This is a genomic window from Bordetella genomosp. 12 (assembly GCF_002261355.1).
In the GTDB taxonomy this organism is placed as follows: domain Bacteria; phylum Pseudomonadota; class Gammaproteobacteria; order Burkholderiales; family Burkholderiaceae_B; genus Bordetella.
On sequence record NZ_NEVU01000003.1, the window covers coordinates 1493108 to 1515268 of the forward strand.

Genomic DNA, 22161 nt, shown 5'->3' on the forward strand with positions numbered 1-22161 from the left:
GGCTTTACGCGAGGCGCCGCCCCCACGACGGAGGAGGCTTGATGGAGAAGGGGCCCGCCCTCAGGCGAACCCGCCGTTCAGATGACGGCCGCCCTGCGCACCTCGTCATGCAACGGCCTTGTTTCCGGCCAGGCAGGACTTGCTATCCAGCAGATCCGTGCCGTACGAGTTGTCGATCGTGCAGCGCCACTGCCCGTCGGCATCGTGGCGAAAGACATAGGTGGCGCGGCGCACGGCCGTCTGGTTGCTGCCGTCTGCGCCGGGATAAGCGAGCCGGGTCTCCATGATGACCAGCGCCGTGCCGCCGGCCTCGATGACCTGCATCTCGCCCTGGGTGACGGTCAGGCGATGTTGAAAGTGCGCGGCGATCGCGGCAAACGCCTGACGGATGCGCGCCTTGCCCTGCACGGTCTGGCCGGGCTGCACGACCAGCACCGCATCATCCGCGTAAGAGCCCATCAGGGTGTCGTAATCGGCCGCGGTAATGGCGCGGTCGCAGGCTTCGATAACTTGCCGCAGGGGATGTGTGTTCATGTGACGCTCCGTCGAGAGTTGCGCCAGAAGAACGAAAAAACCCGCCTTCTGGCGGGTGGATCGCTGCACCGGTCCGCCAGTCAGTGAATACGGACAATAATGGGGCGGGTCGTCAGGGGCAGCGGCATGCCAACACGATACCGGCGCGCACGCCGCCCGGCAAGCCCGCCACGCGGGCCGGCAGTGCGCGGCACCGCCATCGCGTCGCTGTTAATAGTGGTAGCCCACGGTGAAGAGCGCGGCGCGGTCATTGCCCAAGGCCACCGCGGCGATCAGGCCGCCGGCGTAGTACTGCTTGTCGAACACATTCTTGATCGTCAGTGCGGCCCGCCACCGCCGCGCGCGATAGGCCACGCCCAGGTCGGCCACCACATAGCCTGGCAGAAAATAACCGTAGGCGTAGCGCTTGCTTTCGCCGCGCAGGCCGGCGTTGAGTTCCCAGCCCTGGGCTTCGCCGCTCAATGCGTACCGTGAGTACAGCGTAAAGCTATGCCGTGGCACGTTGTTGAGCCGCTGGCCTTCGGTCGATGGCATCTGGCCGCCATCATCCGTGATCACGGCAGCGGTATAAGCGTAACCGCCCATCAGGCTCAAGCCGTGGCTGAGATCCGCAACCAGCCCGATTTCTGCGCCGCGTGAGCGCTGCTCGCCCACGGCGATACTGAAACCGTCGTGCAAGGGGTCGCTCTGCAGCACATTGCGCCGCCGCAGCTCAAACGCGGCCAGGTTCAGCTGCATGGCGCCGCCGTCCAGTTCGAGCTTCGCGCCCAGCTCCCACTGCCGGCCGCGCTCCGGCACGAAACGATCGCCATTGATGTCGGTACCGGCGTTGGGGGTAAAGGAGGTGGCGTAGCTCGCATAAGGACGCACGCCCGGCGAGATTTCATACATCAGGGCGGCGGACCCAGTAGAAGCCTGCGCGCGCTCCGCTTCGCGCTTGCCCGCCAGTTGATCCTGATTGCGCGTCGCGGCGCGATCGTGGCGCAGGCCGGCCAACAGGCGCCAGCGCTCGGCCAGCGTGACCTGGTCTCTGACATAGATCCCGAGATCGCGGATCGTAGTGCGCGTATCCAGGCGCGGTTTGGCCGCGCAGACAAAGCCGCCGCCGTAGTTCGGCGCATACACATCCAGAGGGCGAACCGCGCAATTCGTCCGCACCGCGTCCTGACGCGATCTCAGATAGTCAACGCCGGCGGTGAGCTCGTGCTCGCCCCAAGGCCCGGCCAGAAAACGGCGCTGGACGTGCGTGTCCAGCGCGATCGTGCTGCCATCCCAATGCTGATCGCTGGCGGTGCGCCGCAGGTTTCGGGCATCCGCCAGGAATTTGCCGCTGGCGACAAACTGCCCGTCCAACCTGAACTGTTGATGGCGGAAGTTCTGATGGAGCGTCCAGCCGCTATCGAAGCGATGCGACAAGGCATAGCCAAGGCGGCTTTCCCTGCCGCGATAGGGCGCCTGATCGGGCTCGCCGGTAAAGCGGCGGCGCGGAACGGGGCCATGGGGATTGGCGGCGATCGATCCGGACAGCGGCAGGCCTTGCTGGCGGACGTAGGTGCGCTGCTGCACACTCGCCAAAAGAGTGACGTCCGTGCGCGGGCCGACATCCAGCGATAGCGACGGCGCCACCCAGCGGTTTCTGGACCAGACATAATCCGTCGCATCGCGTGTGTTTCTGGCCAGCGCATTGATGCGCAAGGCGGCCTTGCCGTCTGCGGACAGTGGCGTGCCGACATCCATCGTCCCTTGGTAGAGATGATGGCTGCCGGTCGTGATGCCCGCCTCAGCAAAGCGGTCTGCGCGCGGGCGTTTGCTCACCATATTGACCAAGCCGCCCGGAAGCACCTGGCCATACAGCAGCGAGGCCGGGCCTTTGATGACTTCGACCTGCTCGACACCAAACAACTCCTGGGCGATGCGGTTCGTCGTCGACACCCGCAGGCCATCCACGAACAGCGCGTCAGAAGCCTTCTGCCCGCGAATGATCACATCATCCCAGCCCCGACGGCCGAAGTTATTGGCCACGACACCAGGCACGTCATGCAAGGCGTCGGCCAGCGTCTGTGCCTGCTGACTATCCAGTACCGAACGCGGCACGACCGTCACGGTCTGCGGAGTTTCTGCCAACGAGGCGTTCGATTTATTCACCTGCGGAGGTCCGCCCGCCCGAAAATCCGTCTCTAGTTGGCCCGCGGCCTGGATCGAGATGGCGGGCAGATCAACCGGGCTGGCGGTGACGGCGGCGCTATCCGCCTGACTCATTGCGGGCATTGCAGCCAGCACGGCCAGGCAACCGCGACCCAGCCTGGCTATCGACACATGAAGCACTTGCATTGACGCTAACGGCATTGACGAAGAAAACGCGTAATCGTCAAAAAGCTAGCATGGGACCAAGCAAGAAAATTTCCGAGATCGAAGCCAGAAAATGCGAGGCGACCATCTGCCCGTCAGGCGCGCCTAGCGCGCGGACAAGAACACGTGCACGCCCTGACAACGCTGGAGATCCCGCAAGCGCCGCCCGGCGCTGAGCACCCCGAATCGGACAGACCTCCAGCAGGAGGGCCTGCCGCCCTAAGCCAGCGCCAAACCCGCCGACGCGATGGCATGCGCCCATCCTGCCGGCTGCCGGGCCACACGCCCAGCACACCCAGCCCGCTACCCAGGCTGCGCCCGGCGTGGCGGGCGCCTCCCTTAGAACGAGTACCGCATATTGAGCATCACGCTGCGCGATGCCCCGTAATAGCCGGTGTAGAAGTTCTCGTCCAGCGAGCTCAGGTACTTCTTGTCAAAGAGGTTGTAGACGTTGAGCGTGGCGGAGAGTTGCTTGCTGAAGTCGTAGCGGCCCATGAGGTTGACGACGGCGTAGCTGTCCTGCTTGGCGGTGACGGTTTTGCCGAGGTCCCAGGGCGTGACGGTGAGATAGACCTTGCTTTGCCAGTTGACGCCGCCGCCCAGGGTGACGCGATGCCAATCGCCGGGCAGGCGGTAGGTGGTCCACAACTTGGCCATATGGCGCGGCACCAGGGTGGTGATGCGCTCGCCCTGGGCATCCTTGGTCTGGCTATAGGTGTAGCTGACGGCGATGTTCCAGTTGCGCATCAGCTCGCCATTGAGCTCCATGTCCAGGCCTTCGGTCTTGGCGCCCTTGACGGCGCGGTAGGCCGCCTCGCGGTCGGTGCCGGCGACCACCTTGCCGTCGTCGGCCACGGCAAGGTTGTTCTGCCGGATCTGAAACAGCGCAACGGCGCTGTTGAGCTTGCCGCCCAGGAATTCGCTCTTTAAACCAAGCTCATAGTTGTCGCCGTCGCGCGGATCCAGAAAGTCCCCCGCGGCGTTGCGATAACTTTGGGGTTTATAGATGCTCGTATAACTGGCGTAGACCGAGTGTGCCTCATTGATGTCGTAAATGACGCCGGCATAGGGCGTGATGACATCGCTTTCGCGCATGGTTTTGATGCTGTTCCAGCGCGACAGCTTGGGGTCGGCGTAGAGGGTGGATAGCTTGTAGCGATAGCTGCTCAGGCGCGCGCCGAGGATGACGGCCAGATCGTCGCGGGGCTTCAGACGCAGGGCCGAGTAGCCGCCGTATTGCTTGACGTGCAGGTCATAGTCAAAGAGCTTTTCATCCGAGCTCATGTCCGGACCGGCGGCGTCATTGCCCCAGGTGTAGATATTGACGGGCGTGCCTTCGATGCCGTCATAGCGCAGCGGCTCGTGGAAGTTTTTGTATTCCGAGAAGTTAAAGCCCAGCACCAGCTCATGTTCGCGGCCCAGCAGTTGGAAAGGCCCTTTGACATGGGTGTCGAAGCTGGTCTGGCGTTGTTTGCCGGTGGACACCCCGCCGTAGAACAGCACGCCCTCTCCCGTGGTTTTATCGGGATAGCCCCAGGAGGCATCGGCGCTTTTGCCATGCCGCTTGGCGTCCATGTAATTGGCCGCGACGTTCAATGACCAGTCCTGGGGCAACTTCTGCTCCAGCGCCATGAAGGTATTGGTGGTTTCGATCTTGTTGGTGTTCCAGCGCGCCGCGGCATTGGTCGACACCGGCAGGTCGGTCTGCTCGCCGTCGCTGTAGAACAGCGGAAAGCCCGACCCCGAGGCGCCGCGCGGATCATTTCTTTGATAGTCCACACCCAGGCGCAATAGCGTGGTGTCGGTCACGTCGGCTTCCAGCACGCCGTAGACGATGTCTTTCTTGGTTTTGTAGTAGTCGATGTAGCTGTGGCCTTGCTCGTGCGCGCCGACCAGGCGGCCGCGCACGCGGCCGTCTTCGGTCAGCGGGCCGCTGACGTCGACTTCGGCGCGGTACTGATCCCAGGAGCCGTAACCCACATCGGCATGCCCCTGGAACTCGCGCGTGGGACGCTTGCGCACCATGTTGATCACGCCGGAAGGGTCACCCGCGCCGGTCAGCAGCCCGGAGGCGCCGCGCAGCACTTCGATGCGATCGTAGATGGCCATGTCGGCCAGGCCTTGCGGGATATTCTGGCTGACGATATCCGACAGCGTGGACAGGCCATCGAGCTGATAGTTGTCGATGGCGTAACCGCGCGAGTACACCGTATAGCGGTCGCTGCCGATGTTCTGCACCGAGATGCCCGGCGTCTGCTCCAGCACGTCGGCAATGCTGGTCAGGGACTGGTCTTCGATACGCTGGCGCGTGATGACGCTGACGGTCTGCGGGGTCTCGCGCAGCGACAGCCCGAGTTTGGTCGCGGTCGTGCTGGGCCCGTTGGTCGTGTATGAACCCGTGCCTTCGGTGGTCGCGCCCAGCGCGCCATGCACGGCGATGGGCGCCAGCTCCACACCCGCCCCCGGGCGCGACAACGAAATATTGTTGCCCGTGCGGCGAAACTCGATGCCGGTGCCGGCCAACAGACGGCGCAGGGCCTCTTCGGGCGGCAGGCTGCCCGTCACGGCCGGCGCGGTGTAGCCATCCACGATGTCCTGCGGAAAGAAAATCTGCAGGGACGCTTGCTCGCCCAGTTGCAGCAAGGCCTTGCTCAGCGGTTGGGCCGGGATGCTGAACGGGACGCTGGCGGCTTGCGCCTGCACCGGCGCAGGCAGGGTGCCGCACATCACGGCGATGGAAATGGCCAATGCCGATAGGCTGATGCGCATCGCGGCGGGTCGCGCGCCGCAGACGGCGGCTGGGTTCTTCGTTTTCACAATCCTACGGGTTCCATGAATGATGTTTCGCGCACGGCGCGCCAACCCTTTGGCCAAAGGTTCTGCCGGGGCGCCTCATCACTGAAACCACGCCCCGTCATATCCCTAGACGCGCCAGCGTCGAAACATCAGAATGGAAATGACTATCATTATCGTGACAGACTGTAACAGCCCTGCTCACGGCATCGCCCCGGGCTGCGCGCGCATGCCCGCGCCGCGCGGCGGCTAGCGGCCGACGATGCTGATCTCGCCGTCTGGCAGATGAAAGACCCGCACCGGCGCAATCTCGGGCAGCATGTCGATCAGCGACTGCGGATCATTGACGCTGAAGATGCCGGCGATGCGATGGTTGCCCAGCGCGGGCGCCTCCAGCCGGGCGGGCCGCTTCAGGTAGCGGTTGATCTCGGCCACGGCCTGCGCCAGCGGCGTGTTCTCGAACACGATCTTGCCGCGCTGCCAGGCAAGCATCGCCTGCAGGTCGACGGGTTCGACGGCGCTCAAAGCCTGACCCGGCGCGGTGTGCACGCCCTGCCCCTTGGCGAGCGCACGCGTGCGGCGGTTCCACCAGGGGCCGCTGGAGACCTCGACCGAACCGGATTCCACGCTCACGCGCATGGCGTCGTTGTCGTAGCGGACGTTGAAGCGGGTCCCCGTGACCATGACGCGGCTGGCGCCGGCATCGACCAGGAAGGGACGCCCGGCATCGCGCTGCACGGCAAAGAAGATTTCGCCCTCCAGCAGCTCGACCACGCGCTTGTCCCGGTACATGCGCACCACGGCGCGCGTGCCGGTATTGACGTCCAGGACCGAACCATCGGGCAAGGCCACCTGACGCCGCTCGCCCCGCCGGGTGGCGATCTGCAGCGTTTGCAGCGGGGTTTGCAGCCAGCCGCCGTTCAGGGCGACGGCCCCGGTAAGCGCGAACGTCAAACCACCCGCCAGCCCCCAGGCCAAACGCCGCCGGACGCGGTTCGGACGCGACACGGCTGCCGGGCGCTGGCTGAGAATGGCGCGCAATTCATGCTCCGGGATGGCGAGCGTACCCTCCCAGATCTGCTGCACATTGCGGTACTGCCGCGCATGCTCCGGGTGAGCCGCGCGCCACTGTTCGAACGCCCGCCGATCCGCCGGCGTCGCATCGCCGGATTGCAGATGCGCAAACCAGGCAGCGGCCAGATCGCGCGGATCGTCGGAGGTCGAAGTATCGTTGGGAGGTCTCATGGCGCGCAGAGCGAGAAACAACAGGCCCGCCACGGCGGCAACCGCAAACCGCAGCCCTTCACAGACATAGACGGATGAGCCGGGCCAAAGCCGGAACGTTTATGGCGCATATTCTTGTAACTTTCTGTTCAGGTGCTGCAGCGCCCGGGTCATATGCTTCTGAACCATGGCCTTGGAAATCCCCATGGCCCGGGCGATCTCGTCATGCGTCCAGCCTTCGAGGCGCTGCCTCACATAAACCTGCTGGCATACCAAGGGCAACTCGCCCAATGCGGCCTTCAATGCGCCGGCCAGCCGCTGCGAGGCCAGCTGCGCGTCGGGACCATCGCTAGCCGGATGCTCGTTCTCGGCCAGCTCATGCAAGGGCGTCATCGGCAGCACGGCCTGGTGGCGATGCCGATCGATCACCCCGTTGGCCACGCTGCGCTTGAGATAGGCGGCGGGATCAGTGACCGCGGCGCTGCCCGCCTCGAGCAGGCGCAGCACGGCATCCTGCATCGCATCCTCGCTGTCTTCATGCATGCCTTTGCGGCGCCACGCCGCGACCAGCTCGCGGTAGTGCGCGAGCCAGCCTCGTTTCGGCGCGGCGGGGGCAGACATACGAAGGGCAGGACACCAGAATTCGACAGGCCCGCATGTTAACAATAATTCTCATTCATGCCCTCGATCGTCTTGGCACGGCCGGGCCCGGCGATACTGGTAAACTCCCGCTAATAAGACTCATTTGCGCGAGATAGCGAAAGTATGGATGGTCGGCATAGCATCCTCATCGTGGATGACCACCAAAGCATCAGGGATCCGCTGACTACCTACATGCGCCGCTTCGACTTCGAGGTCGAGGCGGTCGGCGATGGCAAAGCCATGCGCCAGCGATTGCGCGAGCGCTCCTTCAGCCTGATCATCCTGGACATCATGCTGCCCGGCGAGAACGGGCTGTCGCTGTGCCGTTATCTGTCAGAGCATGTGGGCACACCGGTCATCCTGCTGACGGCGGTCACCGAACAGGCCGACCGCGTGGCCGGCCTGGAAGTCGGCGCCGATGATTATGTCGTCAAGCCGTTTGACCCGCGCGAGCTGGTCGCGCGCGTGCGCAGTGTCTTGCGGCGCAGCGAGCTCCGGCCCGCCGCCCCGGCCGACGCACCGGGCGCGCAGGATGGCAAGGTTCTGGGCTTTAGCGGCTGGGTATTCGATCTGCAGGCCCGCGAACTGCGCAACCCCGACAATCAGAACGTCCCGCTGAGCACCGCCGAGTTTCATCTGCTGCGCGCCTTGGTCGAGAACGCCAACCGCGTGCTGAGCCGCAGCCAGTTGCTCGATCTGACGCAGCGTTCCGGCTCGATTTCCTTTGACCGCAGCATCGACAGCCAGATCAGCCGCTTGCGCAAGCGCCTCGAGCAGGACTCGCGCCGGCCCAGCCTGCTCAAGACGGTTCGCGGTGATGGCTATGTGCTGTCCACCCGCGTCACGGATCTGCGCGCGTGAGAGCATTCCCCCGCAGTCTGTCCGGCCAGTTGCTGGCGCTCTGGCTGGTGGCCATGCTGGCCGCCCACCTGATTGCCGTTCTGATGATGTCCTGGTGGCGCATGGACAACAACACCATCCACCCGATGTCGGCGCGCACCATCGAAACGCGCATTCTGTCGGCCTATCGCATCGCCACACGCTCGCCCAACGACACCCGTTTGCTGGACGACGTGAGCCTGCCGGATTCCCGTTTCACGCTCGCCGGCGCGTCGCGCGACGATGGCAGCGGCATGAACGCGCAGGAGCAGGCGCTGGCCGACACCCTGCGCAAAACGCTGGCGCTCGCCCCCGGCTCGGCCGTGAACGTCCACCTGCATCATGCCGATGCCGGGATGGGCGGGCATGACAATCGCAGTTGGCTTGAAAAAATGCTCAAGTCGACCAAGATCTGGGCGTTGAGCGTGGAAGTCGCCCTGCCGGACGGCAAGTGGTTGCGCAGCGAGCACATGCCCACCATCATGCCTGCCCACTGGAGCCGGGTGCTGAGTTTTTCCTTATTGGTCGGCATGCTGCCCACGGCCCTGATCGCCCTGCTGTTCGGCCGGCGCATCATGCGGCCGCTGCGCAAGCTGACCGAGGCGTCCCGCCGCGTGAGCCGGGGCGAGCACGTCATCCTGCCGCCCTCCAACGGCCTGGACAGCGTGCGCGACATCACCCGCGCCTTCAACGACATGCAGGAGAACCTGCTGCGCTTTGTACAGGGGCGCACCCGCATGATCGCCGCCATCGGCCACGACCTGCGAACGCCGCTGACTTCGCTGCGTATCCGGGCCGAACTGGTGGACGACGACGCGCTGCGCGAAGCCATGGTGCGCACGCTGGACGACATGAAAGTCATCGTCGAGGGCACCCTGCAGTTCGCGCGCGACGACGCGCAACAAGAGGCCACGCAGGAGGTGCCGCTGCAGGCCCTGATCAGCGACGTCGTGGCCGAGCAGCGCCTGCATGGCCATCAGGTGGAGCCGCGCTTCCTGGCTGACAGCGCCGCATTGCATTATCGCTGCCGGCCGGTGCACCTGAAACGCGCCCTGAACAATCTCATCGACAACGGCGCCCGCCACGGCAGCGTCGCCCTCACCGTCAGCTGCGACCCCGCCCGCCAGAAACTGCGTATCGACGTCGCCGACAACGGCCCGGGCATCCCGCCGGACAAGCTGGAACAGGTCTTCGAGCCCTTCGTGCGTCTGGACCAGGCGCGCAGCCAGACCACGGGCGGCGCCGGCCTGGGCCTGGCCATTGCCCGGTCGTGCTGCCGGGCGCATGGCGGGGATGTCACCCTGCAAAACCGCCCGGAAGGCGGCTTGTCGGCGGTCATCGAACTGCCCATCTAGGCACTGCGCCGCGGTTTTGTGGCAAATCGTGGCAAAACCTGCGGGCTTGCCACATCGCCACCACACATCAGCAAACCCTCGCCACATGCAATAGCAATCATTCCCATCCGGAATTTTTTGTCTATTCGCTTACCGAGGATATTGCTACGTGAAAAACTCCCCAAAAGCATCGGCCGGCTTTGCCCTCAAGCCGCTGGTCGTGGCCCTGGCCTGCGTCTGCTCGCAAGCCAGCCTGGCGCAGGAACAGACGCCCGCCGCCCCCACCCTGGCACCCGTCACGGTCACCGGCTCGGACGTCGAGCCCAATGTGCTGCGCTCCACGCTGGGCATTCCGCGCATCGAAGGCCCCGTGCAGGACATCCCGCAGGTCGTCAATGTGGTGCCGCAGGAGATCCTGCAACAGCAGCAGGCCACCACGCTGGAACAAGCCCTGCGCAATGTGCCGGGCATCACGGTGGCCATCGGCGAAGCCAATGGCGGCGCCAACGGCGACCAGTTCCGCATTCGCGGCGCCGCGACCAAGAACGATGCCTACCTGGACGGCCTGCGCGACTTCGGGGTGTACGTGCGCGACACCTTCAACACCGAGCAGGTCGAGGTGCTCAAAGGCCCGTCCTCGGAAAACTTCGGCATGGGCACCAACGGCGGGGCGATCAATAGCCAGAGCAAGCTCGCGCATTTGCAGAACCAGGCCAGTGTGGAAGGCATGTTCGGCAACGGCCCGATGAACCGCCAGACGCTGGACATCAATCGCCAGGTGGGCGAGACCACCGGGCTGCGCATCAACGCCATGCGCCAGAACCAGGACATCGTCGATCGCGATGGGGTGCAATCCGACCGCTGGGGCGCGGCCTTGTCGCTGGGTATGGGCTTGGGCACCGACACCACCTGGTACCTGAACTATATGCACCAGTCCAACGACCGCACGCCGGACTTCGGGCAGCCCTTGATCGCGCGGACCGCCACGGAGGTGCGCCGCCCGGTGGCCACCTACGGCGTTGACCGCGCCAACTACTACGGCAAGGACACCGACCGCGACCGCACGCACGCCAACATCCTGACCTCGCTGTTCAAGCATCAATTCAACGAGGACACCTCGGTCAGCAACGAAACGCGCTACGGCTACTATGAGCGCCGCTTCAGCACCACCACGGCGACCTGCGACCAGGCGTGCGCCAACGCGTTTTTCTCGGGCGGCGACGGCAAAATCATCTACGGTTCGGGCGGCGGGCCGCGTTACTCGCAGCGCTCCGACGGCGTCCAGAACATCACCACGCTAGCGACCAAGTTCGACACCGGCCCGCTCAAGCACGATGTCCGCCTGGGCCTGGACGTCTCGCACCAGACGGACCATCGCCAGGCGTATGCCTACATGAAGCCCGATCTATCGGGCACGACCACCAAGATTCCCGGCACCCTGCAACACCCCGACAATAGCTCGAGCAACTACGTCATCGCCAAGGATCCGCGTGCCACCAACGACGTGCGGGACTCCAAACTGACCGACGTGGCCCTCTTTGCCACGGATCGCGTGCGCTTCAGCCCGCAGTGGTCCGTGCTCGGCTCCGTACGCTGGGACCACTACGAACAGTCGGCCAAGCTGTCCACGGGCAGCACGGGCACCGTGTCGGGCGATGTGCGCACCAACTCCAATTTCTTCAGCCCCAAAGCCAGCCTGATCTGGGAGCCCACCCCAAGCCAGACCTACTACCTCTCCTATGGCTGGGCCTCGACCGCGCCGTGGGCCGGCTCCATCACCGCCGACGCCAATCCCCTGGGCGTGAACAGCACCACCGCCGCCAGCGACGCGCTGCGCAACCTCTCGCCGGAAAAAACCAAGACACTGGAGCTGGGGGGCAAGATCAGCTTGCTCGATGACCGCCTGGGCGTGTCCGGCGCGATCTTCCATACCGAGAAGAACAACACCTACTACGACAACGGTACAGGGGGGCTGTCGGCCACCGGCAACAAAGAGCGCTACCAGGGCGTGGAACTGGGCCTGACCGGCCAGATCACCAAGTACTGGTCGGCCTATCTGGGCTACACCTACCTCGATAGCGAGATCAAGGACTCCGCCACCGCAGCCAATATCGGCAACCCGGTGCAGGGCGCGGCCCGCAACGCGGCCACCCTGTGGACCAGCTACGACCTCAGCGCCCTGACGTCGGCGTACTTCCCGGGCCGGTTTGTGATCGGTGGCGGCGCCACCTATCGCGACCGCATGTACATCCGCGACGACAAGATGGCCGAAGTGCCGTTCAGCCTGTCTTACGATGCCATGATCGCCTACGAGTACAAAAATGTGCGTCTTGCCCTCAACGGCTACAACCTCGCCAATCGCCTGAACTACGACAACTTCTTTGCCGGCGAAAACGCCAACACGGCGCGGGCCATCCCCTCGGCCGGGCGCAGCTTCGTCCTGAGCGCCCGGGTCATGTTCTGACCTTCCTGTGCTGACCCGGCTTCCGGCATCCGGCCGGAAGCCGGCCCGCCCCTCCTACCAAGCCGCTCATCATGATTGTCCAGATACCGCAACTGCTCGACCGCCAACAGATTGAATACTGCCGCCGCGTACTCGAAGCCTCGGCCTGGGTCGACGGCAAGGCCAGCGCCGGCGAACAGGCGCGTGACGTCAAACACAACCTGCAGATCGCCATGAACGCGCCCGAGTTCCAGGAACTGGGGGAGTTCGTGCTGCGCGCCCTGGGCAAGAATCCGCTGTTCAACTCACTGGCCATTCCGCTGCGGGTCCGCTCGCCGATGTTCAACCGCTATGACGTCGGCATGACCTACGGCGCCCATGTCGATGGCGCCATTCACAGCGTGCCCGGCGCCCCCCGCATGCGCGCCGACCTGTCCGCCACGCTCTTCCTGTCAGACCCCGACGAGTATGACGGCGGCGAACTGGTCATGCACCACGAGCACCGCACCGAAGCCTTCAAACTCAACGCGGGCGACCTGCTGGTCTACCCCACCCAGTGCATCCACAGCGTCAGCCCCGTCACGCGCGGCTCCCGCTGGGCCGGCTTCTTCTGGACCCAATCCATCGTCAAATCCCATGAACAGCGCAACATCCTGCACGAGCTGGACATGGCCATCATGCAGATCCGCTCGCTACTGCCGGATCAGCATCCGGCAGTACTCAAGCTGACCAACACGTATCACAACATCCTGCGGTCAGCGGCGGAGTTGTAGGGGCTCCTGGCTTTCCATTACAGATTGCCGAGCTCCTCAACTGAAGTGACCTGGGCGATGGTCCTGAGCAATGCAATGGACGACACATGCTCTTCCACCGTAGGCGCGGCACATGCATCTTCGAGAATGACCACCGTATAGTCGCGGTCATGCGCTTCACGCACGATACTCTGCACGGCCCAGGCCGTACTTACGCCGGCCACGACCAGGCGCTTGACATCCTGCGCGCGCAACGCCGGCTCCAAGGCGGTACCGTAAAAGGCGCTGACACGCGGCTTTTCAATCACCATGTCTGCCAAATCACTGCGCAGGTCCGGATGGAATTCCGTGCCGGGCCCACCCAGCGCCAGAGCCCCAAATTGTTTGGCCTTGCCGAACATGGGCGAATGCAGCGGCAATTCGTGATAACCCGGTTTGAAACCGACCTTCACGAGAATGCTGAGCCACTCGTGGGCTTTGGCGTGAGCCAGCGCCTGGTTGGCTTTCTCGATGACGCGACGATCGGCGGCCTGCTGGGCCGACCTCGCGATTTTTCCATCGGGGTGCATGATATCCACGATGTAGTCGAGGCCGATGAATGCCGTTTTCATAAGGGATCCTGAAAGAGTCAGTTCGAGAGAGGCAGGACGGCCTTGTACTGGCCATCGTGATAAAGAAGCGGAGAGGTCTCATTCGTCGCACCTGCGACGACACGGCCCACGAATATCGTGTGCGAACCTGCATCGAAGGCATCGACGGTCTCACACTCGAAGTATGAAACGACACCGTCCAGCACCGGCGCTCCCAACTGGCCGGCGTGGTAATCCACGGCGGCGAATTGGTCATCCAACTTTCCTGAGAAGTGGTTGCCGAGTTCGCGCTGGTCGTCCCGCAGCACGTTGACCACGAAGCGGCGACTTTCCGAGATGAGTGGATGCGATCGCGTCCCTTTATTGAGCACGATAAGCACTGTGGGCGGATCAGCGCTCACGCTGGAAAATGCGGTGGCCGTCATACCGTGCGGAATGCCGTGGTGGAAAGTCGTCACGACCGAGACACTGGAAGCCACGCCCCGCATCAGCTGTTTGAAAGCGAGTGCGTTCAGCACATCAGTCGCCGGCAGGCCTGCGTTCTGTAGAAGATGGCTCATGGTTTTCCTCCGTCCACATTGATCTCGGCGCCGGTCAAATACGAGGCCTGGTCACTGGCCAAGAAAAGTACGACTTCAGCGATTTCCTCCGGCTGGGCGATCCGTCCCAGCGCGCGGACCGAAGCGAAGGCCGCGAAGGTTTCCTGCCGCGCAGCCTCGTCCAGGTTGGCTACTGAACGGCGGGGCATGGGGGTATCCACGACGCCGGGACACACGACATTGAAGCGAATGGGGGCCAGTTCATAAGCCGCAGCCTTGGTCAATGCATTGACCGCAGCCTTCGAAGCAGAATAGGCGCCCAGATTTTTCAGCGGCCGCAGGGCGGCACCGGACGACACGTTAACGACAGATCCGGTTTCTGCGTCCAGTACAGACAATGCCTCGCGCATCATGAGAAAGGTGCCGCGTCCATTGACAGCGGCCAACAAGTCCCATTGTTCAAGACTCGTTTCCCGTAACGCCCGCCCTAAGATGATGCCGGCATTGTTTACCAGGATATGGACGCGCGTCCCAGCCTCAACCAGCGCACCGAAAAAAGCGCGAACCTCGCTTTCCGACGAGATATCCAACTGTCGGTACGCTACGGCTGGAGATAAAGCACACACCTTGCGCGCGTCATCGTCTTCGGGAGACTTCAGATCCAGGGCCATGACTTGCGCACCCTCACGGCAGAAAGCCCGGACGATCTCTAGCCCGATTCCTCCCGATGCTCCGGTGACGATGGCAGTCTTTCCGGCAAGTCTGCCCTGCCCGTTTTGCAGCATATTCATTTGCTACCCTTTTCGTATCAATGGCGCAGCCCCGCTTCCTTGAGCAGAGGCATGACCTTGCGGTCGAAATAGTCGAGTTCCTTCACGTAATCGAGGAAGTACAGAACGACGCCTTTCAAACCGTAGTCAGAGTAAGCCTGCAGCTGCTCGGTAATCTGCTCAGGGGTCCCGAGCAGGGCATTGGTGCCATACCCGGCGACGAACTTCTCCTGCGACTTGGCCAGTCTCTCGTTGAATGACTGACTTTCAATACCCAGCACCGCCATCATGTTCTTCGCTGCGACCCAATCCCCCTGATCCAGGATGGACTGATACACCGCGCGTGCCTCTTCTTCAGTGTCGCGAGCGATCACCAATGCCGAAGCGAACACGCCGACATCCCGGTCATACTTGGTTTTGGCGATTTCGGTGACGGCCAGATGCCGCGATATATTTTCCGGTTTATCGATGCTTGCGAATGCAAAATCCACATTCTTGGCTGCGAACTGCAGACCCGCACCGGAGGTACCCGCATTGATGAGCACCGGCCGATCCCGTATCGGTTTGGGATGTGCTTGCACACCCTTAAGGTTGAAGTGATTGCCGTTGTAGTCGAACGGCTCCTCCTCGCGCCAAAGGCGTTGCACGATATCCAGCCACTCGTCGCCGTAGGCGTAGCGCGCATCATGCTCGCTCATGCTGCCGCCAAACATCTCCATTTCGGGGCGGAACCACCCCATCACGAGATTGATGCCGAAACGGCCGTTTGATATATGGTCGATGGTTACAGCCTGCTTGGCCGCGACAACGGGATGCACGGTAGAAACGTGCGAGGTAGCGAAGACTGCAATATTGCTGGTTGCCTGGGCCAGACCTGCGGCCCAGGTATATGTCTCAAACGAAACGCCATTGAAATCGGTGGTGCCACCGAATCCTCTCCAACGGCCGAGCGGCAAGGCAATCTCGAAGCCCATGCGATCAGCCTTGGTGACGATGGCAAGCGTCTGCTCCCAGGTCATCTCAAATGAAGTGGGCGCGTTACTGATAAGCAGCCCATTGCTGCAATTCATCCCGAAAACGCCCAGTTTAAGTTTCTGATCGTTCATCAACGGATGCGGACGCCGGCCTGAACTCTCTTTGTCGGCCTTGGATACTGCATTGGTCATATGTTCCTCCATCTCATTATTTATCCGAGTGATCGGGCATTGAAAATTGGGGCACGCGTCAACGCGGGCGGGCCGACACGGCACGCGTGAGCAGCAAGAGCGAGATGATGCCTATGGCGATCACGCTGACAACGTATACCGCCACGGGCCAGGTCTGGTTATTGGAAGAGCGCAGCAAGCTCAAAGCGATCATGGGAGTGAAGGCCCCGCCGAGCAAGGTACCGAGATTTGCCCCAAGAGAGATACCCGAGAAACGGACCTCTGGCCCGAAGGACTCAGCGATAAGCGCCGCGCTTGGTCCATAGAAGGCTGAGTTCAGCACCAAGGCAAGTGTCAGAACCAGCGTAATGGTGACGAGGTCACGCGTTTGCAGCAGGCCGAATATCTGTGTCATGAGCACTACAAGGGCCAATGCGCCAAACAACATGACGGGTACACGCCCCAGGCGATCCGACAGGGCGCCGAAACCTATCAGCGCGAAGATCTGCACCGCCGACGCGATCGCCACCGATGTCATCATGTCGACAAACGGAATTTTCAGCGTGACCACACAGTAGTCAACTGCGAAAACAATAACGGTGTAGTAGACACACTGCGCCAACGCGAATACACCAGCGGAGTACACAATCTCACGTGGATAATTCAGTATGGCCTGCATCAACGGTTGACGCGGCCGCTCACCATTTTTCTCCGCAGCCTCGAAAACCGGTGTCTCGGTTGTCTGGCGCCGTACCCACATACCCAGGGCCAACACCACGACCGCAAACAGAAAAGGAATGCGCCAGCCCCAAGTCATGTAAGCCGGACCAGTCGCCGCGCTGGCCAGTTTGAGCATGCCGGTTGCCAGGAGAAGACCCAAAGGCACCGCGGCCATGGGCAGGGCACCCACCAATCCGCGCATTTTCCGCGGCGCATGCTCAACGGACATCAAGACGGCTCCGCCCAGTTCACCGCCATAAGCAATGCCTTGAAGAATACGCAGCAGTACGAGAATGATGGGAGCGGCCAATCCGATCTGGGCGTAAGTGGGCAACAGGCCGACGCCTACCGTCGAAATACCTATCAGCATGAGCGACAGCAGCATCAAGGGCTTACGGCCCAGACGATCGCCGAAATGCCCGAAGATCATGCCCCCCACGGGTCGCGCCACAAATCCCACAGCGAAAGTCGCGGCGGCGAGGATCGCACCCACGAAAGGATCCGAGGACGGAAAAAACAAGGGGCCCAGAATGACCGTCGCAACACTGGCATAAAGCAAAAACTCGTAGCTCTCCAGCACCATCCCGAAAAAACTCCCGGCAATGGAGCGTCGGGATGCAGCTGTCAGCTGTGGCGCGGCGGGTGGCGCATCCGCGGCGATCGCGCCGCTTACGGACTGCACATGTTGGGTCATCGAGGCTGTCTCCATGTCGATTCGGCGGTGGCGTGGAAAGTCCTGACCGCCATAGCCGAGCCGTATATTATTGGTGAAGTCAGTCTAACGTTATCTTGTTATGACGACATTAGCAGAAACCCTATAACCTGTTTCGAGCCTTGTTGCCTTGAAGTTGCTGAGTGCTTTCCCTTACGGCGGATATCACCGGACTTGCTGGGTTATGATGATGTCATAACGTAATAAACGCGCCTGATCCGCGCCCGAGCCCATGTCCGCTTCCACCGAGATGTTGCCGCGCACGCGCGGCACTTCCCTGCACCGCCAGATGTTCATGGTCGTGCGCGAGAGCATTCTCACCGGCCGCTATCCGGTCAATGCGCCGATTCCATCGGAAGAAGAGCTGTGCAATCACTTTGGCGTTTCTCGCATCACGGTCCGCCGCGCCCTGGCCGACCTCGAAGCAGAAGGCTACGTCCGCCGTCGGCAAGGGCTGGGCACTTTTGTCTCGCCGGACCTGCCTCGGGGCCGCACGGCCACCACGCTCAGTTTCGTCGAGGCACTGCATAAAAGTGCGGAAGAGACCCGCGTCGAGGTCATCAGTTGCGACACGCTAGTGGCCCCACTGCGCATTGCACAACAACTGCATCTTCCGCCTGACGCACTCGCGGTCCACGCCATTCGGCTGCGCCGCATCGAGGACACGCCGGTCATGGTCACGGACGCTTGGGTACCCGAACGTTTCAGTCAGGCCATCAACGCCGAGACGCTCAAGAAACAGGCGATGTATGAGATTCTTCTTGGACTGGGCATCGAATTCGGCCGCGTCATTCAGGATGTCACCGCGGTATCGGCTGATCCCTCCTGCGCCCGTTGGCTCAATGTCGACATCGGCGCTCCTTTGCTGCGAGTAACCCGGATCGTCTATGACTGCGCGCGCACGCCAGTCCAGCACCTGACCCTCACGATGAGTCCCGAGCACAGCCGGATTGTCGTCGACATGATGGCCGACTCAATCAACACTTTGCGCACGGGCCAGATCGTGCATGACGTGCCTGCAGCGCGGCCCAAGACCGCCACGGGACGCGCCTGACGCTCTGGCGCCCTGACGTGTAACCAGGCAGCATGAGCTTGCTGCCCGGTTGCCGCGTCAGCCAAAAGGCGGCCACACCCAGGGCCGAGCCTGGCGATCTGCCTGCTGCCAAGCGGCGATACGCTCGCCCCGACGCAATGTATCCGTGACGGCATCCAGGCCCTCCAACAAGGCCTCTCGCCGCATTGGCTCGATCTCGAACCGGAAGCATAATTCTCCCGCACTCACGGTCTGCGCCCGCAAATCGACGATCACTTCCTGAGTGCCCGCTTGGGCGGCAAGCTGGCCGATCGCATCGGCAGGCAAGCGCACCGGCAACATGCCATTCTGGAAACAGTTGTTATAGAAAATCTCGCCGAAGCTGGGCGCGATGACACAGCGCAGGCCACACCCCATGAGAGCCCAGACGGCCCCTTCTCGCGACGAGCCGCAGCCGAAATTGTCTCCCGTCAGCAGAATGCTCGCTTCGCGAAAGGGCGGCTGATTGAGCACGCATCCAGGCTCCTCGCTGCCATCATCGCGCAGGCGCAAGGCTTCAAGTGCATAGCGGCCCAACTCCTCCCGCGGCACATGCATCAACCGCTCGATCCGGATGATGGTATCGGTATCCACGTTGGACCGCAGCAAGGGCGCAGCACGACTGCGAATCACTGTGACTTTATGCATGACACAGCTCCCTGACGTCGGTAATGGCGCCTGCCAGCGCCGCAGCCACTGCTCCCTGCGGGCTGGCCAGGTGGGTCCGCGCGCCAGGCCCCTGACGACCGACAAAATTGCGGTTGGACGTCGAAACGCAACGGGCACCCGCAGGCACGATCTCTCCATTGGCCGCCACACACATACTGCAGCCGGGTTCGCGCCATTGGAAGCCTGCTTCGCGAAATACGGTATCCAATCCTTCCGCCTCGGCCTGGCGCTTTACGATCTCCGAACCCGGCACGACCCAGGCGTTCACGCCTTTGGCCACGTGCTGACCCCGTATCAGTGCTGCTGCCGACCGCAGATCCGACAAACGCGAATTGGTGCACGAACCGATGAACACCCAGTCGACAGGCGTACCCGCCAGCCGTTGTCCTGCCTTGAGGCCCATGTAATCGAGCGCCTCACGCCAGGCTTGTCCGCGCGCGCCGTCTGGCGCCCGCGCCGGGTCGGGGACACGGCCGTCGACCGGCATGACGTGCTCAGGGCTGGTGCCCCAAGTAAGCATGGGCGATACCGAGCTCACATCCACTCTCTCTTCGCGATCAAACCGAGCGTCCGCATCGCTGCTCAACTCGCGCCAAGCCGTGACCGCCGCCGCCCAGGCAGCCCCTTTTGGCGCATATGGGCGACCTTTGAGATACTCAAAGGTGACCTCATCGGGACAGACCATGCCTATCTTCGCGCCCATCTCGATGGACAGATTGCAGATGGTCATGCGCGCTTCGGCGCCCATGGCACGCACGGCCGAGCCCGCGTACTCCACTGCAAAACCCGTTCCAGCATTGGCGCCCAAACGGCCGATCAGATACAAAATCAAATCTTTGGCCGCGACACCCTCGGCCAACTCGCCGTCAAAATGAATCCGCATGGTGCGCGGCCGACGCTGCCACAGCGTCTGAGTCGCCAGCACGTGAACCAACTCCGACGACCCTATTCCAAAGGCCAGCGCCCCCAACCCCCCGTTGGTGCAGGTGTGGCTATCGCCGCAGACCAACGTGACACCCGGCAGGGTGAGCCCAAGCTCAGGTGCCATGACGTGCACAATGCCATGCCCCGCCTCACCCACATCAAAGAACCTTATGCCCTGCTCGCGCGCCCGCGCCTTCAGCCTTCCGTAGAGCACGGCGCCGGCCTCCCCGGACTCTCCTGTGCGGCCTGGCGCGCTGGAGACGACATGGTCTGGCGTGGCAAAAGACAGCTCTGGTACGGCCACCCCTAGCCGGCGCTCGGCCAATGCTGCGAGCCCGTTGTTACCTGACAGATCATGCAGGAGATTCCGATCGATATGCAGCAAGGCCCAACCATCTGGCGCCTCTTCGATAACATGACCGCTCCACACCTTCTCGAACAGCGTTCGACCTGTCATGCGCCATCCTCACCGCGGCCCCGTGCTTCCGGCACAGCGGGATCGCGAAAGCGCGTACGCAAGGCATCCCAACGATCGGCCCCCACACGCTGAAAACGCTCGCGCACACTTGGGAAACCCGCCGACGACAACGGCCGCATGGTTTCCCGCACGGTCGCCAGCGCACGATCGCAGGCCTCAAAAACCGTACTCAACAGCATGCTGGGCATGATGGCGATCCGATACCCCATTTCGTGCACATCGGTCAGACCGATGTCGGGTGTTTTCCCGCCCCTCACTAGATTGAGCAAGCAAGGGCCAGACACTTTCCGGGGCACTGCGGCCACCTCATCGGCATCTTGCAGCGCCTCCACGAAAGCCACGTCCGCCCCAGCGTCCAGCGCGGCGTTGGCGCGCCAGATGGCCTCTTCCATGCCCAGCACGGCACGCGCATCGGTGCGAGCAATCAATACGAAATCCGTGCCGGCGCGCGCAGCCGAAGCAGCGCGGATATTGGCGAGATAGTCCTCCCGCGACACGACCTCTTTGCCGTCAAGATGGCCGCAACGCTTGGGCATGACCTGGTCCTCGATGTGGATGGCCGAAACACCCCGCATGATGTACTCGCTCACCGCGCGCGTGACGTTCAACTCATTGCCGTACCCCGTGTCTGCATCGGCAATAAGAGGCACGCTCACCGAACGCGCGATGACGCCGGCGTTCTCCACCATTTCCGACATCGTCAATAAACCAAAATCCGGAAATCCGCGTGCCGCCGCCGTGCCGGCCCCGGTCATGTATACCGCAGGAAAACCCGCTTGCTCGGTCAGCATCGCCGTCAGGCCATCGTATACCCCCGGCGCAACAATCAGCTCGGGGCGCGCCAGCAAAGCGCGGACGGTGTTGGAAGCGTCCAAAAATGTCTCCTATCAATTGCCGGCCTGCCGCCGGGATGGCAGTGTGTACCTGCCTCTCTATTTTTATAATGTAATGGCAACATTACAACATGACAAGATAAACCTGAGTGCTAGCCGCATCATCACCCTGCAACATAGGCATGCTTAGCTTGCGCATCCCGGTCCGCCTTTACGAATCCTCATGCGTCTGTCCCTGCCTTCCCTGTCTGCTTCTGGTTTGCTCTACGCCGTGGCGGCGGCGGCATGCGCCGGCGCGGTCGGGGTTTGGGGGGTGATGTTGCTGGCGCCGCGGCCCGAGGCGCTGCCGCCCCCCTTGTCTGCCGCGCCACCGCGCGCGCCGGACAATCAGGCGGTGGCGCGCTGGTTCGGCAAGGATGAGGCCCTGCAAACCGACATCAAAGTGCTGGGGGTGATTGCCGCCGGGCCCTCGGGCGCGGTGGTGCTCAGCCTGGATGGCGGGCCGGCGACGGCGTATCGGGTGGGGCAGGAGCTGCCGGGCGCGCTGGTGCTGCAGGAGGTGGCGGCCGATACGGTGGTTCTGGCGCAACACGGGCGGACGTTGCGCTTGCGCGCGCCGGCGCAGGCAGCGGCGCCGGCCGGCATCGTGGCCGTCCGCTGAGGGCCTGCGCGCAACGTCGCGACGCTTTTTTGCGGCTATCTTGGCGGCCTTAATATTTCTGTACTATTTCATTTCGATAATCGAGTTTTCCGCAGAAA

The 22161-nt window shown here is 62.9% G+C and carries 19 protein-coding genes; 6 read left to right on the plus strand and 13 right to left on the minus strand.

Annotation, left to right across the window (positions count from 1 at the left end):
• Window positions 1-105: 105 nt before the first annotated feature.
• The 5 genes from CAL22_RS18985 to CAL22_RS19005 all read right to left on the minus strand — a co-directional run bounded on the left by CAL22_RS18985 (window position 106) and on the right by CAL22_RS19005 (window position 7521).
• Window positions 106-534 (minus strand): YybH family protein, encoded by a 429-nt coding sequence (locus CAL22_RS18985; protein WP_094815816.1) that lies wholly within the window; start codon window positions 532-534, stop codon window positions 106-108.
• Window positions 535-744: 210 nt separating this feature from the next.
• Window positions 745-2793 carry a TonB-dependent siderophore receptor gene (locus CAL22_RS18990; RefSeq protein ID WP_244193943.1) on the minus strand — a complete coding sequence of 683 codons (2049 nt, stop codon included), beginning with the start codon at window positions 2791-2793 and terminating at the stop codon, window positions 745-747.
• A 429-nt stretch (window positions 2794-3222) separates the two neighbouring features.
• Complete coding sequence (locus CAL22_RS18995; protein ID WP_244193944.1) at window positions 3223-5700, minus strand: TonB-dependent siderophore receptor; 2478 nt, start codon at window positions 5698-5700, stop codon at window positions 3223-3225.
• Window positions 5701-5925: 225 nt separating this feature from the next.
• A complete protein-coding gene (locus tag CAL22_RS19000; RefSeq protein ID WP_143277003.1) occupies window positions 5926-6921 on the minus strand; it encodes a FecR family protein in 996 nt (331 codons plus the stop codon).
• A 99-nt stretch (window positions 6922-7020) separates the two neighbouring features.
• Entirely contained in the window at window positions 7021-7521 is a 501-nt protein-coding gene (locus tag CAL22_RS19005) for a sigma-70 family RNA polymerase sigma factor (RefSeq protein WP_094815823.1), read from the minus strand.
• A 144-nt stretch (window positions 7522-7665) separates the two neighbouring features.
• Between CAL22_RS19005 and CAL22_RS19010 the strand changes: the two genes are divergently transcribed.
• From CAL22_RS19010 to CAL22_RS19025, 4 genes are all read left to right on the plus strand, one after another.
• Window positions 7666-8403, plus strand: a complete 738-nt coding sequence (locus tag CAL22_RS19010) for a response regulator (RefSeq protein WP_094815825.1) — start codon at window positions 7666-7668, stop codon at window positions 8401-8403.
• Window positions 8400-9776, plus strand: coding sequence for an ATP-binding protein (locus CAL22_RS19015; RefSeq protein WP_143277004.1), 1377 nt, complete (start codon window positions 8400-8402; stop codon window positions 9774-9776). Before CAL22_RS19010 ends, CAL22_RS19015 begins: the two co-directional genes overlap by 4 nt.
• Window positions 9777-9924: 148 nt before the next feature.
• A complete protein-coding gene (locus CAL22_RS19020) occupies window positions 9925-12219 on the plus strand; it encodes a TonB-dependent receptor (RefSeq protein WP_143277005.1) in 2295 nt (764 codons plus the stop codon).
• A gap of 71 nt (window positions 12220-12290) precedes the next feature.
• The gene (locus CAL22_RS19025) at window positions 12291-12971 is read left to right on the plus strand and encodes a Fe2+-dependent dioxygenase (RefSeq protein WP_094815831.1); all 681 of its coding nucleotides are present in this window, start codon (window positions 12291-12293) and stop codon (window positions 12969-12971) included.
• 17 nt (window positions 12972-12988) lie between these two features.
• Here CAL22_RS19025 and CAL22_RS19030 read toward each other — a convergent pair whose 3' ends face one another.
• The 5 genes from CAL22_RS19030 to CAL22_RS19050 are packed head-to-tail and all read right to left on the minus strand — an operon-like array spanning window position 12989 to window position 17408.
• Window positions 12989-13561: an isochorismatase family cysteine hydrolase gene (locus CAL22_RS19030; protein ID WP_094815833.1), complete on the minus strand. Its 573-nt coding sequence runs from the start codon at window positions 13559-13561 to the stop codon at window positions 12989-12991.
• 17 nt (window positions 13562-13578) lie between these two features.
• Window positions 13579-14100 (minus strand): flavin reductase family protein, encoded by a 522-nt coding sequence (locus tag CAL22_RS19035; RefSeq protein ID WP_094815835.1) that lies wholly within the window; start codon window positions 14098-14100, stop codon window positions 13579-13581.
• Window positions 14097-14870 (minus strand): SDR family NAD(P)-dependent oxidoreductase, encoded by a 774-nt coding sequence (locus CAL22_RS19040; RefSeq protein ID WP_094815837.1) that lies wholly within the window; start codon window positions 14868-14870, stop codon window positions 14097-14099. The genes CAL22_RS19035 and CAL22_RS19040 overlap by 4 nt, the downstream gene beginning before the upstream one ends.
• Window positions 14871-14887: 17 nt before the next feature.
• Window positions 14888-16015, minus strand: a complete 1128-nt coding sequence (locus tag CAL22_RS19045) for an LLM class flavin-dependent oxidoreductase (RefSeq protein WP_094816801.1) — start codon at window positions 16013-16015, stop codon at window positions 14888-14890.
• A 58-nt stretch (window positions 16016-16073) separates the two neighbouring features.
• Window positions 16074-17408 (minus strand): MFS transporter, encoded by a 1335-nt coding sequence (locus CAL22_RS19050; RefSeq protein WP_167383690.1) that lies wholly within the window; start codon window positions 17406-17408, stop codon window positions 16074-16076.
• A 250-nt stretch (window positions 17409-17658) separates the two neighbouring features.
• On the opposite strand from CAL22_RS19050, the gene CAL22_RS19055 reads away from it, so the two are divergent.
• Window positions 17659-18480, plus strand: coding sequence for a GntR family transcriptional regulator (locus CAL22_RS19055; protein WP_094815841.1), 822 nt, complete (start codon window positions 17659-17661; stop codon window positions 18478-18480).
• Between the two features lie 57 nt (window positions 18481-18537).
• Here CAL22_RS19055 and leuD read toward each other — a convergent pair whose 3' ends face one another.
• The 3 genes from leuD to CAL22_RS19070 are packed head-to-tail and all read right to left on the minus strand — an operon-like array spanning window position 18538 to window position 21444.
• Window positions 18538-19146, minus strand: coding sequence for a 3-isopropylmalate dehydratase small subunit (gene leuD / locus CAL22_RS19060; protein WP_094815843.1), 609 nt, complete (start codon window positions 19144-19146; stop codon window positions 18538-18540).
• A complete protein-coding gene (gene leuC / locus CAL22_RS19065) occupies window positions 19139-20548 on the minus strand; it encodes a 3-isopropylmalate dehydratase large subunit (RefSeq protein ID WP_094815845.1) in 1410 nt (469 codons plus the stop codon). Before leuC ends, leuD begins: the two co-directional genes overlap by 8 nt.
• Window positions 20545-21444 carry an isocitrate lyase/PEP mutase family protein gene (locus CAL22_RS19070; RefSeq protein ID WP_094815847.1) on the minus strand — a complete coding sequence of 300 codons (900 nt, stop codon included), beginning with the start codon at window positions 21442-21444 and terminating at the stop codon, window positions 20545-20547. Before CAL22_RS19070 ends, leuC begins: the two co-directional genes overlap by 4 nt.
• Before the next feature lie 181 nt (window positions 21445-21625).
• Here CAL22_RS19070 and CAL22_RS19075 point away from each other — a divergent pair, with 181 nt between their 5' ends.
• Window positions 21626-22063: a type II secretion system protein N gene (locus CAL22_RS19075; RefSeq protein ID WP_094815849.1), complete on the plus strand. Its 438-nt coding sequence runs from the start codon at window positions 21626-21628 to the stop codon at window positions 22061-22063.
• Window positions 22064-22161: the final 98 nt, after the last annotated feature.

Bases quoted from the DNA above. Each gene is read 5' to 3' on its own strand.
- CAL22_RS19010 (WP_094815825.1), top strand. From the start codon at position 7,666: ATGGATGGTCGGCATAGCATCCTCATCGTGGATGACCACCAAAGCATC.
- CAL22_RS18985 (WP_094815816.1), bottom strand. From the start codon at position 534: ATGAACACACATCCCCTGCGGCAAGTTATCGAAGCCTGCGACCGCGCC.
- CAL22_RS18990 (WP_244193943.1), bottom strand. From the start codon at position 2,793: ATGAGTCAGGCGGATAGCGCCGCCGTCACCGCCAGCCCGGTTGATCTG.
- CAL22_RS19075 (WP_094815849.1), top strand. From the start codon at position 21,626: ATGCGTCTGTCCCTGCCTTCCCTGTCTGCTTCTGGTTTGCTCTACGCC.
- CAL22_RS19000 (WP_143277003.1), bottom strand. From the start codon at position 6,921: ATGAGACCTCCCAACGATACTTCGACCTCCGACGATCCGCGCGATCTG.
- CAL22_RS19050 (WP_167383690.1), bottom strand. From the start codon at position 17,408: ATGACCCAACATGTGCAGTCCGTAAGCGGCGCGATCGCCGCGGATGCG.
- leuD (WP_094815843.1), bottom strand. From the start codon at position 19,146: ATGCATAAAGTCACAGTGATTCGCAGTCGTGCTGCGCCCTTGCTGCGG.
- CAL22_RS19030 (WP_094815833.1), bottom strand. From the start codon at position 13,561: ATGAAAACGGCATTCATCGGCCTCGACTACATCGTGGATATCATGCAC.
- CAL22_RS19055 (WP_094815841.1), top strand. From the start codon at position 17,659: ATGTCCGCTTCCACCGAGATGTTGCCGCGCACGCGCGGCACTTCCCTG.
- CAL22_RS19005 (WP_094815823.1), bottom strand. From the start codon at position 7,521: ATGTCTGCCCCCGCCGCGCCGAAACGAGGCTGGCTCGCGCACTACCGC.
- CAL22_RS19045 (WP_094816801.1), bottom strand. From the start codon at position 16,015: ATGACCAATGCAGTATCCAAGGCCGACAAAGAGAGTTCAGGCCGGCGT.
- leuC (WP_094815845.1), bottom strand. From the start codon at position 20,548: ATGACAGGTCGAACGCTGTTCGAGAAGGTGTGGAGCGGTCATGTTATC.
- CAL22_RS19040 (WP_094815837.1), bottom strand. From the start codon at position 14,870: ATGAATATGCTGCAAAACGGGCAGGGCAGACTTGCCGGAAAGACTGCC.
- CAL22_RS19035 (WP_094815835.1), bottom strand. From the start codon at position 14,100: ATGAGCCATCTTCTACAGAACGCAGGCCTGCCGGCGACTGATGTGCTG.
- CAL22_RS19025 (WP_094815831.1), top strand. From the start codon at position 12,291: ATGATTGTCCAGATACCGCAACTGCTCGACCGCCAACAGATTGAATAC.